Origin of the sequence: Aeromonas sp. R5-3, from assembly GCF_040908225.1 — a bacterium.
GTDB classification, from domain to species: domain Bacteria; phylum Pseudomonadota; class Gammaproteobacteria; order Enterobacterales; family Aeromonadaceae; genus Aeromonas; species Aeromonas dhakensis.
Genome location: NZ_JBFODH010000014.1, coordinates 15,450 through 27,096, shown reverse-complemented (window position 1 = coordinate 27,096; position 11,647 = coordinate 15,450). Strand labels below are relative to the sequence as shown.

The 11,647-nt window shown below is 60.1% G+C and carries 15 protein-coding genes; 2 read left to right on the top strand and 13 right to left on the bottom strand.

From position 1 onward, the window contains the following. Positions 1-41: 41 nt before the first annotated feature. The 5 genes from AB5Y95_RS06335 to AB5Y95_RS06315 all read right to left on the bottom strand — a co-directional run bounded on the left by AB5Y95_RS06335 (position 42) and on the right by AB5Y95_RS06315 (position 4,848). A complete protein-coding gene (locus AB5Y95_RS06335) occupies positions 42-671 on the bottom strand; it encodes a histidine phosphatase family protein (protein WP_065017659.1) in 630 nt (209 codons plus the stop codon). 49 nt (positions 672-720) lie between these two features. Beyond that, on the bottom strand, positions 721-1,119 hold the full coding sequence (locus AB5Y95_RS06330) for a GFA family protein (RefSeq protein ID WP_201891567.1): 399 nt from the start codon (positions 1,117-1,119) through the stop codon (positions 721-723). Positions 1,120-1,261: 142 nt separating this feature from the next. After that, on the bottom strand, positions 1,262-1,390 hold the full coding sequence (locus AB5Y95_RS06325) for a VOC family protein (protein WP_010634063.1): 129 nt from the start codon (positions 1,388-1,390) through the stop codon (positions 1,262-1,264). 463 nt (positions 1,391-1,853) lie between these two features. Beyond that, a complete protein-coding gene (locus tag AB5Y95_RS06320) occupies positions 1,854-3,302 on the bottom strand; it encodes a chitinase (protein WP_368160099.1) in 1,449 nt (482 codons plus the stop codon). A 316-nt stretch (positions 3,303-3,618) separates the two neighbouring features. Further along, positions 3,619-4,848, bottom strand: coding sequence for a methyltransferase (locus tag AB5Y95_RS06315; RefSeq protein ID WP_368160096.1), 1,230 nt, complete (start codon positions 4,846-4,848; stop codon positions 3,619-3,621). A 237-nt stretch (positions 4,849-5,085) separates the two neighbouring features. On the opposite strand from AB5Y95_RS06315, the gene AB5Y95_RS06310 reads away from it, so the two are divergent. Beyond that, positions 5,086-5,664: an alkylphosphonate utilization protein gene (locus tag AB5Y95_RS06310; protein WP_216989340.1), complete on the top strand. Its 579-nt coding sequence runs from the start codon at positions 5,086-5,088 to the stop codon at positions 5,662-5,664. Between the two features lie 400 nt (positions 5,665-6,064). On the opposite strand, the gene AB5Y95_RS06305 is transcribed toward AB5Y95_RS06310, so the two are convergent. After that, complete coding sequence (locus AB5Y95_RS06305) at positions 6,065-6,952, bottom strand: PhzF family phenazine biosynthesis protein (protein WP_254196937.1); 888 nt, start codon at positions 6,950-6,952, stop codon at positions 6,065-6,067. Between the two features lie 199 nt (positions 6,953-7,151). Here AB5Y95_RS06305 and AB5Y95_RS06300 point away from each other — a divergent pair, with 199 nt between their 5' ends. After that, positions 7,152-7,355, top strand: a complete 204-nt coding sequence (locus AB5Y95_RS06300; RefSeq protein ID WP_368160092.1) for a hypothetical protein — start codon at positions 7,152-7,154, stop codon at positions 7,353-7,355. Between the two features lie 61 nt (positions 7,356-7,416). Here AB5Y95_RS06300 and AB5Y95_RS06295 read toward each other — a convergent pair whose 3' ends face one another. The 7 genes from AB5Y95_RS06295 to AB5Y95_RS06265 form a co-directional block, all read right to left on the bottom strand. Next, entirely contained in the window at positions 7,417-8,247 is an 831-nt protein-coding gene (locus tag AB5Y95_RS06295) for a hypothetical protein (RefSeq protein ID WP_368160089.1), read from the bottom strand. Positions 8,248-8,344: 97 nt separating this feature from the next. Next, positions 8,345-8,830: an N-acetyltransferase family protein gene (locus tag AB5Y95_RS06290; RefSeq protein WP_368160145.1), complete on the bottom strand. Its 486-nt coding sequence runs from the start codon at positions 8,828-8,830 to the stop codon at positions 8,345-8,347. Positions 8,831-8,938: 108 nt separating this feature from the next. Beyond that, positions 8,939-9,415 (bottom strand): GNAT family N-acetyltransferase, encoded by a 477-nt coding sequence (locus tag AB5Y95_RS06285; protein WP_368160143.1) that lies wholly within the window; start codon positions 9,413-9,415, stop codon positions 8,939-8,941. An 84-nt stretch (positions 9,416-9,499) separates the two neighbouring features. Further along, complete coding sequence (def, locus tag AB5Y95_RS06280) at positions 9,500-9,997, bottom strand: peptide deformylase (protein ID WP_368160087.1); 498 nt, start codon at positions 9,995-9,997, stop codon at positions 9,500-9,502. A gap of 12 nt (positions 9,998-10,009) precedes the next feature. Next, the gene (locus tag AB5Y95_RS06275; RefSeq protein ID WP_368160085.1) at positions 10,010-10,480 is read right to left on the bottom strand and encodes a GNAT family N-acetyltransferase; all 471 of its coding nucleotides are present in this window, start codon (positions 10,478-10,480) and stop codon (positions 10,010-10,012) included. 289 nt (positions 10,481-10,769) lie between these two features. Continuing rightward, entirely contained in the window at positions 10,770-11,090 is a 321-nt protein-coding gene (locus AB5Y95_RS06270; protein WP_029305914.1) for a putative quinol monooxygenase, read from the bottom strand. A gap of 134 nt (positions 11,091-11,224) precedes the next feature. Next, positions 11,225-11,623, bottom strand: coding sequence for a septal ring lytic transglycosylase RlpA family protein (locus AB5Y95_RS06265; protein WP_017782929.1), 399 nt, complete (start codon positions 11,621-11,623; stop codon positions 11,225-11,227). Between the last annotated feature and the right edge of the window lie 24 nt (positions 11,624-11,647).

Sequence of the window (11,647 nt, the reverse complement as noted above, 5' to 3'; positions counted from 1 at the left end):
ACGCCAAGCCTGATAGACAATCATCAGGCCTGGCGCCTTCCTCAATTCAAGGTAGCGAGATCATGTTCACTGCCCGGCCGGGCAAAGAAACGCAGCGGCCCGCCAGCGTCGTCACATGCCAGCGACACCTCCAGCAGGGCCCCGTTGGCCAGCTGCCACTCGAAGAAGTCGTCAAATCCCGCCACGGTCAGCGCCCGGATCACCTTGGCCACCACGCCGTGCGCCACCAGCAACACCCGCTCCTGATGGCAACTCTGCGCCAGTTCCGCCAATCCCTGCCCGACCCGGGCAATGACTTCGTCCAGCGATTCGCCGCCGGGTGGCGCCTCGGCCCAGCGCCGGGTGATGTTGCGGGCCCACAGCACAGGGTAGCGCGCCCGCGCCTCTTGTTGGGTCAGCCCCTCGAACACCCCGACATGGCGCTCGCGAAACGCGGGGGCAAGGATTACCGGCAACGCCAGCTCGTCCGCCACCAGGGCCGCGCTTTGCCGTGCCCGCAGCAAGGGAGAGCTCAGCAGCCGCTGAAACGGAGCCTGCGCCAAGGCTAGCGCCCTTGCCTGGGCGCTGATCTGGGCCACGCCGGTGTCGCTCAGACCGATATCCAGCGCCCCCTGATAGCGCTCCTCGGCATTGGCCGGGGTTTGCCCGTGGCGCATCACTACCAATTGCATGGTCTGTTCCTTTGATTGCGACCGATGCTCACGCTACCTCGCCCCATGCTCACGGCTTGGGCGCAAACTGCTCGAACACCTGCTGACCGGTCAGGGTTGGTGTCTCGTTTTTCAGCTCGTAAAAATCGGGCTTCTCGTCGATGAAGATCTGGCTCGCCAATTGGAAGGATTCGTTTTGAAACAGACCGGCCGGCACTATGTACTCATCCGTCGGCAACAGGTGATAGAAAAGGTGGGTGCCGCAGGTGGGACAAAAGCCCCGCTCCGCCCACTCCGAGGAGCGATAGGCCACCGGGGTGAGCCCGCGAAAGTGCACCTCCTTGCCGCAGTGCACCGCAAACAGCGGGCCGCCCGACCAGCGCCGACAGGTGCTGCAGTGACACAACCCCACCTCCTGGTGATCGCCGGCCAAGACCTCAATCCCGCCACACAGACAATGTCCCTTCATCACTCCTCCTTGCGCCTTGCTGTCGCTTGTCGTCGCTGACCTGACCCCGTCATTGTGGCCACTGCCACTGCCGGATCAGATGAGTACCATGTTGCGCCCTCGTCGGCCACCGTCCCCATCACAAAACCGGCGGAGAGATGGCTCACGAGGCCGGTAACCAGCGCTCCTGCAATGCGATCCGGTTGCCTTCCGGGTCCTGAAATTTGGCCACCTTGATGCCCTCCCCGACCTCAGTCACCGGGATTTCAACATGCACGGCAATAGTGAACATGGGGTTGCGCCCTGATGTTTACTCATTTACGCATACGCAGTGATGCCTTATGGCGGGATGGTGGCCAATCCTTTTAACCCTTTTAACCCTTGCATGTGATCTCCCGATAAAATATCGGCTGAGTGAGGCATGCCTGATGGATAAAAAGGGGCATTTCAATAAGACAACACATCATCAATGCCCAACTTAATAAAGTTCAGCTGACGGCTCCCCAAGATAAAAAACTGAGTCAGTCCGATATAGATGACTGACTTCCGGCATCAGCATAGGTGGCTATCGGTTATTGTCCCCCTCATCGAGCTCTCATATAAGTGATAAGGGCCGGAGTATCGCCCTCTCTTGCCAAATTAAATGCAAGCTCAATTTTTCCATGTCGGATATGGAACAAGGGGGACAATCTGTCCCCCTACTTGGCTGAATAGATGTATCAATCGTCTCGCGAATTGATCCAGGCCGCTTTGCTTTATTTCGCTGGCACCAGCACCCAGGGATCCCCCTTGCCCGGTTCATTGCCCTGGGTCCACCACTTGGCCTGATAGATGGCCCCCTTGTAGCTCACCTGATTGCCCGCGGTATAGACCTTGCTGGCACTCCAGGCAGGTACATCGCCCACCGGGGGATCGGTCGGGTCAACCGGCGCAGGATCCAGCTTGGCCACCACCCGCACCTTGGGCCAGTTGGCGTGGGAGCCGTAGAAGTTGGTCACACACTTCTCGTAATCTCCTGGCACCAGCGCCGAGTAGGCGGTCTGGAACCCCACCAGCTCACACTCGAACGAGTAGCCGCCGGGCCGATCCGGGTAATATTTCCAGTTGCCGTCCCAGTTGGTGTAGAGCACGTCGGTGGCGCCGTTGAGGTTGAGGCTGCCATAGGGGGTCTGCTGCCAGCAGGTGTTCTTCTCGTCGGCCTTGACCGGGATCTCGTAATGCTTGGCCAGCCCTTCCCAGTAGCGGATGCGGTTGACCGGCTGCCCCTTGTCCTTGTTCTGCTCGCCGCACTCGATGCCGCCGTTGATGACGTTGATGGTGGTGCCAAAGCCGTAGCCGATGCCGGCGGCGATCTCGCGCTGGGAGGGCACCCAGGTGCGGTCAATCACGTGCAGCATGGCAGGCTTGGGCGCCTGCGGGGTCAGGAAGAACCAGATGGCGGAGGCAAGGTTGAGCCAGGAGTCCGCCACCAGCCCGGGGTTGTTCAGCAGCACGGACGCATCGCCGTCAAACATCGCCTCGGAGAAGGCGCCGTAGTTGAAATGGTAAGAGAGCTGCTTGGCGCCGCGACCGAAATAACCCTGCCCTGTGCTGCAGGGCCACTTCTTGTTCTGCCAGTCGTTTTGGCCGCAGCCTGTGGTGTAGCCGGTCTGTCCCTCCGACCAGCCCATCTCGCGCACGTGCACCAGCGCCTGCTGCCACTCCTCCAGTGCCAACGGGTTGTCGGAGATATTTTCCTTGGCAATGTGGCCACCGGTCTCCTGGGCAAAATGGGCAAAGGCGGTGATGATGGATTTTTTGCAGATGGCATCGGCATCGCGACCATCGGTATATTCGCCGCAGAAGGCAGGGAATTTACCGACCGCCCGCAAGAAACGCTCGTAGGTATATTCCGGCGCCGCCATCTGGGTTAAATAATCCCAGTCCGATTCGGTGAATACCCGTTCGACCCGTTTGACGTTATCCGGGTTGCTCGCTGCCCTCGGTTTGATGGCATCGACAATGGTATTGGAACGTGTCGCCAACGCCTTTGCCCAAATCCCGTACATGGGATTGGCCGTCTTGGTTTTTTCAACCGCGGCCAGATCCGGTGCGGCGATCACATATCCACCGGCATTTTGTGGGTCGGGTTGAATATTCATGGCATGACTTGGCAATGCGCAGGCAGCCGCAACCAGCCAGGCACAATGTGTAGGCTTGAACATAACAGACAGTCCTTATGTCAGAATAACGTCGGGATAAGAGTCGCCTCGAGAGTAATATTATCAGCCACTAAATTCACGATGAAAATTAAGAATGTTATCGGAACTGTGAACCAATTCACTCTGTCGGTCGGCCGCCATAAAATGCATTGTGAACCGATGTTTTGACGCGGCGGCCGGACATATGTAAATAAGCCGAAGAAAAATGAAAAAAGAGCGAAAAAGCCGCTCTTTCAACGAAAAAAATACCCCAATCGGCGACCTTGAAGGGTAAACAGCAAGCCGCTGCAACAGACCCCGCAACGACGGGGCCCGCCGCTTATCTTTCTGGCGTGCGCACCGCGCGGATCAGGATATTGCGGGGGGTCATGGGCTTGTCGCAAAACTCCCCCACCTCCACCCGGTAGCCCTGCTCCTGCAGGAAGAGGGCGCGATCCAACACCAGCCAGAGCTCCAGCGGACGGCGAAACAGGTGACGCACCAGCTCCATGCGGGCGACATCGCCATAACGCGCCTCCCCTTTTGCCAGAAACCCGGCGTAGTCGAGGCCGGCTGGCAACAGCAGCCCCTTTCGCTCGGCCGCCCAGCCACAGAAATCCTCAAAGGTGCCAGTCAGCAGGCTCTTTTGCATGTTGGGCACCGGCAGATACTCATCCACCCCGCGAACCTGGCGCTGCAGGCAATCAAAGGCCAGCCGCCAGGCCACCTCCTGCTCACGCAAGCGGGCGATGCGGGCGCCGCCGGTGACCGTCTCCTGCAGCGGCAACTTCAGATCGCTCTTGGCAAGCTGCAGCGCACTGGCCTTGGCCGGGCCGGAGAGCGGGCGGTAGTGGCTGGTGCGGATCAGGTGATAACAGCAGGGGGAGAGGGTCACCCCCTCGGCACCGCGCGCCGCCACCTGTTCAATCAGATGGGTGTGCAGCTCGCCGCAGGCGTGCAGCGCCATGGCGTGATGAGCCGGGGCGATCAGCTGGGCGGTCTCATCGGCGAAGGCATCGGCACAGACAAATGCCATCCGGGCACCATCGCGAGCAGCCAGCAGGCGCCCCTCCTCGCACAGTGGCGCCTGCAGCTCCAGGCTCAGCACCTCGGCTTGACGGTGCAGGGAGACCAGCCGCCCCAGGTGGCCCTTGCCTGCACACCACTCCAGATAGGGGCCGCGATGGGCTGGCAGGCAGGCGGTGAAGGCTTCAATCTGGGCCTGCTTGCGCCCCGGCATGTACATCGCCATGGTCCGTTCGCACGGGATGGGCTCGCCCGTCAGGGTCGGCAACGCGCTCAGAGCATGCAGCGCTGAACCCTGCGGGATCCAGGGGGCCAGCAGCTCGCACAGGGCGGGCATGTCGCCATCGAGCCGCTCAATCTCGGCCAGCGACAGGGCAATGAGCCGCTCGGCCAGCGCCGGCGCCGTCTTGGCAAAGGCGAGGTCCAGGTGGTGGTAGGGTTGATATTGCCACCAGTGCCGGGCTTCGCTCAGCAGTCGATCCAGTTGTTGAAAACGTTGAGCCAGCACGCGCGCCCCTGTTCTGCCGTCAAAATGGAGGCTCATTCTAGCGATCCCGCGCCAAAAAGCACTCTCATCCATGCTGCGCCGGCATGGGTGTGCCACCATCACCGGGCTTCAGCACGGGCAAAGAGAGTCCCTTCAGTCAATTCCTCCGGCCCGCCATAGGCCTGCGGCGGGGCTTAGCCTGACAAAGAGCGGGGTTTTGTGGTATATTCCGCCCCTTCATTATCTTGGCCTGCCCAGCGCGGGCCATTTTACCAACGTGAATGGAACCAAAACATGACCATCAATGCCATCCTGCAAGCGCGCGCGGGCGCCAAGTGTGAACTGTGCGGTGCCGAGCAGGCACTGACTGCCTTCGCGGTCCCCCACTCTCCGGCCAGCGATGATGATCACAGCGTTGCCCTGTGCGACACCTGCCGTGGCCAGCTGGAGCAGCCAGAAACCACAGTGGTCAACCACTGGCGTTGCCTGGGTGACAGCATGTGGAGCCAGGTCCCTGCGGTACAGGTCATGGCGTGGCGCCAGCTGAAAAACCTCTCCACCCAGGGCGAGGTGTGGGCCCAGGACATGCTGGACATGATGTACATGGAAGACGAGACCAAGGCCTGGGCCGAAGCGGGCATGGCCAGCGACGATGACGACAGCGTACCGACCGTCGACTCCAACGGCGCCGTTCTGGTCGAAGGTGACTCGGTAACCCTGATCAAGGATCTGGACGTCAAGGGGGCGGGCTTCACCGCCAAGCGCGGCACCCTGGTGAAGGGCATCCGCCTCACCAACAACCCGCTGCACATCGAAGGCAAGGTCAACGGCGTGCAGATCGTGCTGGTCGCCGCCTACCTGAAAAAGGCCTGATCGCCCTCACGCACCGATAGCAAGAGCGCCCCGCAGGGCGCTTTTTTTATGGCTGCCAATTGCCCTGCAGCGACCCTGTTCTGGCTTCGTAGCGTCGCAGCACAAGGCCCTACGCCGGCATGCTGTCTGCCGTTATTTTGAGCGAAAGGTTGGTGTCATCAGCTACCCTGTGGCACTCTGGGGGTTCATGGACTGACCTACCCCGACACCGCGAGTGTCATCATTGCAAAAGGAGCACGCCAGATGGCCAAAGTCAGCAAGAAAGAGATCAAGAAGAAGATCGCCACCCGCCTCGAGAAAATTGCCAAACATGAAGGCAAGATCAAGAAGCTGAAAAAAGCCCTGAAATAAGGGCCGACACAATAAAAAACCGCCAGCTGGCGGTTTTTTATTGGCTGGGTTACATCAGACGGGCGCGGCCAAATACCCGGATTGAACTGCCGGGCTCGGGGGGGATCTCGGCGTGCAGGTGCGACGCCATCCCCATCTCCTCCCCTTGCAAGAGATCGATGATGCCACCGTGGGGCCAGTGCAGGTCCCGCAGGTAACCGGCAAAGGCCGCGGTGGCCGCACCGGTGGCGGGATCTTCATAGACACCGCCATAAGCAAAGGGGTTGCGGGTATGAAACAGCTGCTCGCGGGCGGCATGAACCAGCAAGATGGTGACCAGCCCCTCTTGCTGCATCAGGGCGCGCCCCTCGGCCATCTCGTAGTGCATGGCCGCCAGGGCCGTGCGGCTGTTGAGGGCCAGCACCAGATGATCGGCGCCGCCATGGATAAGGGCCGGCGGAATGCGGGGATCCAGATCTGCCTGGGTATAACCAAACAGCGCCAGCGCGGCGCTCACCAGTTCGGCAGGGGCTGGCTTGCTGCTGGTGGGGGGCGATTGCAGCGCCGCCTGCCACTCCCCTTCCCCATCCAGCCAGCTCGATACCGAAATGGTGGCCTGATTGAGCTGCAACCCATACTCACCGGGGCCAACCCGGCGGCCCAGCGCCACCCCAAGGGCAATGGTGGCATGGCCGCAAAAAGGCACCTCGGCCAGTGGAGAGAAGTAACGCACCCGCCACTGCGGCGCCGCCGTCCCGGCCGGCCCATCGGCGATGACGAGAGGCGCAGCAAAGGCCGTCTCTGAAAAACCCACCTCGGCGGCGATGCGCTGCATCTCCTCGGTAGCGGGCAGCTGAGCACCAAGCCAGACCCCAGCCGGATTGCCTCCCGTCTCCCCAGAAGAGAAGGCGGCAATACGCACCAACTCGGGTTTCCACTGTGCTGCTGGCTCTGTCATGACTTGCTCCTGACGATGGCTGATAACCCTGGCCTGCCGACTGTATTTGCACATACCGCAGGCTGCTTTCCATAAGATAGCGAGCCCGCCGTGGCCGGTAAATTAAATGGTACACGGGTGTCGCTTGGGCGCCGCAGAGCCGGGTGGCAGCAACTACCTTTGAGGCGTGTCTGTATAAGGTTCTGCAGTGGAGCACCCTATGTATTCTTACACCCTCACCTTCAAGGAGGAGGTCGACAAGCTGACCGCCCCCGAACATGAGATCAACCTGCACAGCCCCGCCCAGGCTGGTGACTTCATCATCCTCTCCGATGGCAGCCGCCATCAGGTGATGTTCGTCACCCATCGTGCTCACTACAGCAGCCTCTACCTCGACAAGGGGGTTCGAGTGCCGCAGGGCTAATGCCAGCCCGTTGCAGATGGCCACCGCACAGGGCCGGGCTGCGCGTTGAACGCTCGGAGTCTCAGAGCACCTTGATCACCGGCTGGTGCATGATGGCGATCTCGTTCTGATAGACCACCAACTCGCCCGGCGGCATGCCCTGCTCACCCAAAACGGTCACGGCGCACTCGTAGCGGTAAGGGCCGTTGGTGAATAGATAGGTGTGGTTGCCTCCAGAGCCCTCCATCCTGACGGTACCATTTTTCAGCACCAGGTCCGGCTTGTCGCTGAGCGCCTTGCCCTTGGCCCAGGAGGCGTAGCGATAGCGGCCATCCCCCAACTCGTCGATGCGAATGGTAAATTTCTCGGTCTGCCACATCAGCTCGGGGCGCTTGTACTCCCGCAAGCCGGGATAAAGATCACTTTTCTGTTTGGCGACAAGCTCAGCTTTGCGTTTTGCTGCCTGCGCCGTCTGATGATTGATACCGATCACCTTGCCATCGAAATCCAGCCACACCTCGCCACTGCCGAGCATGATGCCGCGCCAGCCCATGGCCTGCCAATCCTGCCCGGCCCGGGAGCTGGCGATGCGCTTTAAAATGGCCTCATCAAACACCTCGTCGAAACGGGCCATCATCTCGGACGAATTATTGATGACCGGGATGGGATACTCCCGCTTGAAGGGGTACTTGATCTGGCGGGCCAGCGCCTGCTGATCACGCGCCTTGGCGGCATCGATCACCTTTTGTACCAAGGGCTGATACTCGGCGGCGAGCAGCGGCTCCTCGGCGTGGGCCGGCATCATAGCCAGCAGCCAGCCCAGCAGCGACACCAGCACCAGGCTCCCCCAGCGAAGCGCCATCTTTCCCGGCGCTTTGCCTTTCCCACCAACAACCCACTGCACCTTGTTCATTTCATCTCCTTCAGTGGCTTGCAGCCTGCCCTGTCATATCGTCCTTCAGAGTGCGGATGCACTCCCACCGTCTTCGGCTCAGGTCGCTTGCCCAGTTTCAAGCCGGGTCCGGCAACCGGTATTCATAAAAATCTGTCTCGGCATGCTTGGGGTTTGGCCCAAGATATCGCCACCCGCAGCGTCGATAGAAACGCAGCGCACGCAGGTTGAGGCGGCTGACCGACAGCACTGCCCGCCGGCAACCGGCCTGCTGCATTGTGTGGGCAACGTGCTGGAGCAGCAATGCGGCCAGGCCCTGTCCGCGCGCCTGCGGCGTCAAATAGATCAGGTGAACATAACCGCTATCCGGCTCGGATGAAGAGGTTCGAAATTCCAGCTGCCCTACTATTTCGCCACAGCGCCATACATGCAGATAATGCCACTCCCGGCTGGTCAGCCTCGTCGTCATCCGCTCCCGATAGCCCGCCAGAAACGCGTCAAATCCGTCGTCGCGATGGAAGCTGCACACATAGGCGTCCCGGCGCGCTGCCACACAAAACTCATAGTCATGGGCCAGGTTTATTTTTTTGAATTCGAGATTCATCGCCATTCTGGTCACCTTGCTGTGGCCAAACGACAGGAGTTAAAGCCATGTCGATATGTCAAAACACGTTTTTCAGCACATTGTCAAACAGGCCAAGTAGAACTGGTGTCAGCAAGCTGCAAACCAGCTCTCAACCGACAGAAAATAGGTGGTGAACACCCGCCCTGAGAGGTGCGTCTTCTCTACCCGGCTTGCCTTGCTGGCCAGCGCCGCATAAGCGGGACGACTATCCAGCAGATGAAAACGAACCTCGGTATGCCCCATTTCCCGCGCCCAGCACATCATCTCCTTGAATATGGCGATGCCAGCCCCCCAGTGGGCCTGAGCGATGACGATAGCCAGCTCTACGCCATCCTCATCCGGCTGTATCCCGCACCACCCTGCCAACAGCCCCTGGATTATCACGGCTCGAACACGGCATCCAGGCTGCTGGTTGATCCGCATTTTGTCGTCCATCCAGCGTTTAACCCCTTGCAGATCGAAGCGGGGATGGTCAATCAGATGTTTTCTGAGTGTCGTGTCGTTGAGCAGCGGTAGAAAATCCGGAGCCAGCACATCGTCAAAATGCTTGTATTGCAGTGTCATCACCAGCCTCAGCCTTGATTGCGTACGTGAAACAGGACACCGTGACATAGATTGTCGACATCACATGGGCCATGCCAATCCTCATCACAGCCGCCGCTGTTTTTTCACCTTCTTCAACGCCATAGTGCGCTTGAGCGGCGAGAGATAATCGATAAACAGATTTCCCTGCAGGTGATCGACCTCATGCTGCATCACGATGGCCAGGAAATCGCTGCTCTTTACCGTGATCGGGGCGCCATGACGATCCAGCGCCGACACCACCACTGTGCTGTAACGTTCGACGTCGGCGTAATAATCGGGAACGGACAGACACCCCTCTTGGCCAAGCGCCGGGTCAGTGCCGCTTATCACTTGCGGATTGATCAATACCAGCGGCTGATCCCGTTTTTCCGACAGGTCGATGATGACGATGGCCTCCTTGCGCCCCACTTGCGTGGCGGCCAGACCAATACCATTGTCGGTGGCATAGAGGGTCTCCAGCATGTCATCGATCAGGCCTTGCACGGCCGCAATATCCTCAACCCGCTCGACCTTGACTCTCAACCTGGGGTCGGGAACCGTTAAAATATCCAGCCTTGCCATCAATACGCTCCCTCAACCATAGGCAACCCATGACTCTTCCCTCGTCACCGGTCGGGACAAGGAGATGAACGCCGGCTCCTCCGCCACCACCTGATAACCGAGGCGCCGATAAAACCGCATCGCCCCCTGATTGGCGGTAAAACTCGACAGGGTCACCCGGTGTCTCCCCTCAGATGCCGCTTCGCGATGCAGCCGCGCCATGACGGCCGAACCAAGCTGCCGGCCCTGATGGCGAGGGAAGATGATCAGCAGATGGACGTGCAGCGCATCCTCGTATGGCTTGCAGCAGAGCAGGCCGACTCGCTCGCCCCCTGCCAGGATCCACGAGAACCAGTGCGGCTGATATTCGCTGGTCAACCGAGCGCGCTGCATCTCGTCATCCCAGCCAAACACTGCCTCGACATAGGGAAAGATCCCCTCTTTGACGGCCGCAAAGCGCTGTTCACACTCACTTGGCGGGATCCCTGCCAGTGTTATCTCCATTTCATCCCTCTGATCTGTTCGGCGCCATGACGGCCAATACCCACATCACAGCCCCCGCGATGGTGACGATGCTGCGGGGTTTGGCCCCAATATTGATTTTCATTTGGGTATCTTACTAAACAATCTGGAGATGAAAAGGTTGCAGGTACAAACAGGTGGCATAAGTGTGATGAGACGTCCCTCGTCGGAGGATGGAGGAAAGCAAATCAAGGGGGAAGATGACGGGGGATAGCGTCTGGTGCGGCACCGGGCATGGGAAGAAATCGGGCCGACCTTGGGCCCGATGGGTTTAAGGGGGGCTCACCTCCTCCATAAAAATCAGCCGCAGCGGCTCTGCCAGCAGCACCTCGGCCTGTGCGGCAAAGGCCTGGAAATAGTCCGTCTGGCAGTGGCTGTCCAGCGCGGCCTGATTGACGAACGCCTCGCGCATGTAGAAGGTGCCCGGCTCGTCCTGAAGTTCAAACAGCACGTAATCCAGGTTGCCCGGCTCGCGCCGCGTCGGCGCAATAAGCTTGAGCAGCTCGCGGCGCAGTTGCTCTCTCATGCCGGTGCGGGCCTTCAGCACGGCGATAGACACCCGTTTCTCTTCACTCATCTTGGTCTGCTCCATCTTCTCAAGGGTAAGCAAAGGGGCCCAGAACCTGGCACGCCCTTCGCGTCAAGCAGCAGTGTAAGAGGGGCGGCCTGGCGGGATATAGCCGGGCAGGATGGACACTCTGTTCAAGCCACTGAAGGAATCAGCGACTAGAGCACCTCAATCCTGACCTTGATAAGCCCGGCGCGGGGATTGCCGATGGCGCTGAACGCCGCCTTGGAGAGATCGATGATGCGCCCGCGCGGGAAATTGCCCCTGTCGTTGACCCTGACCACCACGCTCTTGCCGTTGGCGAGGTTGGTGACCCGCACCATGGCGCCGAAGGGCAGCTCCATGTGGGCGGCAGTGTTGGCGTGGCGCTGGTAAGGCTCGCCGCTGGCGGTGCGCTTGTTGTGGTAGCGATCGGCGTAGTAGGAGGCAAGCCCCGTCTCGCTATAGCCGCGCCAGCTACCGCCATGGCTCTCGTCATAGCGACTGCTGCAGGCGGCCAGCAGCACGGTGAGCGACAGCAGCAGCCCCTTTCGCAAAAATTGCCCCTTTTCAACCATGTGCCTTGTCCTTGCTCCCCTGCG

Bases quoted from the DNA above. Each gene is read 5' to 3' on its own strand.
- AB5Y95_RS06320 (WP_368160099.1), bottom strand. From the start codon at position 3,302: ATGTTCAAGCCTACACATTGTGCCTGGCTGGTTGCGGCTGCCTGCGCA.
- AB5Y95_RS06290 (WP_368160145.1), bottom strand. From the start codon at position 8,830: ATGAATCTCGAATTCAAAAAAATAAACCTGGCCCATGACTATGAGTTT.
- AB5Y95_RS06285 (WP_368160143.1), bottom strand. From the start codon at position 9,415: ATGACACTGCAATACAAGCATTTTGACGATGTGCTGGCTCCGGATTTT.
- AB5Y95_RS06310 (WP_216989340.1), top strand. From the start codon at position 5,086: ATGACCATCAATGCCATCCTGCAAGCGCGCGCGGGCGCCAAGTGTGAA.
- AB5Y95_RS06275 (WP_368160085.1), bottom strand. From the start codon at position 10,480: ATGGAGATAACACTGGCAGGGATCCCGCCAAGTGAGTGTGAACAGCGC.
- AB5Y95_RS06295 (WP_368160089.1), bottom strand. From the start codon at position 8,247: ATGAACAAGGTGCAGTGGGTTGTTGGTGGGAAAGGCAAAGCGCCGGGA.
- def (WP_368160087.1), bottom strand. From the start codon at position 9,997: ATGGCAAGGCTGGATATTTTAACGGTTCCCGACCCCAGGTTGAGAGTC.
- AB5Y95_RS06270 (WP_029305914.1), bottom strand. From the start codon at position 11,090: ATGGAGCAGACCAAGATGAGTGAAGAGAAACGGGTGTCTATCGCCGTG.
- AB5Y95_RS06265 (WP_017782929.1), bottom strand. From the start codon at position 11,623: ATGGTTGAAAAGGGGCAATTTTTGCGAAAGGGGCTGCTGCTGTCGCTC.
- AB5Y95_RS06330 (WP_201891567.1), bottom strand. From the start codon at position 1,119: ATGAAGGGACATTGTCTGTGTGGCGGGATTGAGGTCTTGGCCGGCGAT.
- AB5Y95_RS06335 (WP_065017659.1), bottom strand. From the start codon at position 671: ATGCAATTGGTAGTGATGCGCCACGGGCAAACCCCGGCCAATGCCGAG.
- AB5Y95_RS06305 (WP_254196937.1), bottom strand. From the start codon at position 6,952: ATGACAGAGCCAGCAGCACAGTGGAAACCCGAGTTGGTGCGTATTGCC.
- AB5Y95_RS06315 (WP_368160096.1), bottom strand. From the start codon at position 4,848: ATGAGCCTCCATTTTGACGGCAGAACAGGGGCGCGCGTGCTGGCTCAA.
- AB5Y95_RS06325 (WP_010634063.1), bottom strand. From the start codon at position 1,390: ATGTTCACTATTGCCGTGCATGTTGAAATCCCGGTGACTGAGGTCGGG.
- AB5Y95_RS06300 (WP_368160092.1), top strand. From the start codon at position 7,152: ATGTATTCTTACACCCTCACCTTCAAGGAGGAGGTCGACAAGCTGACC.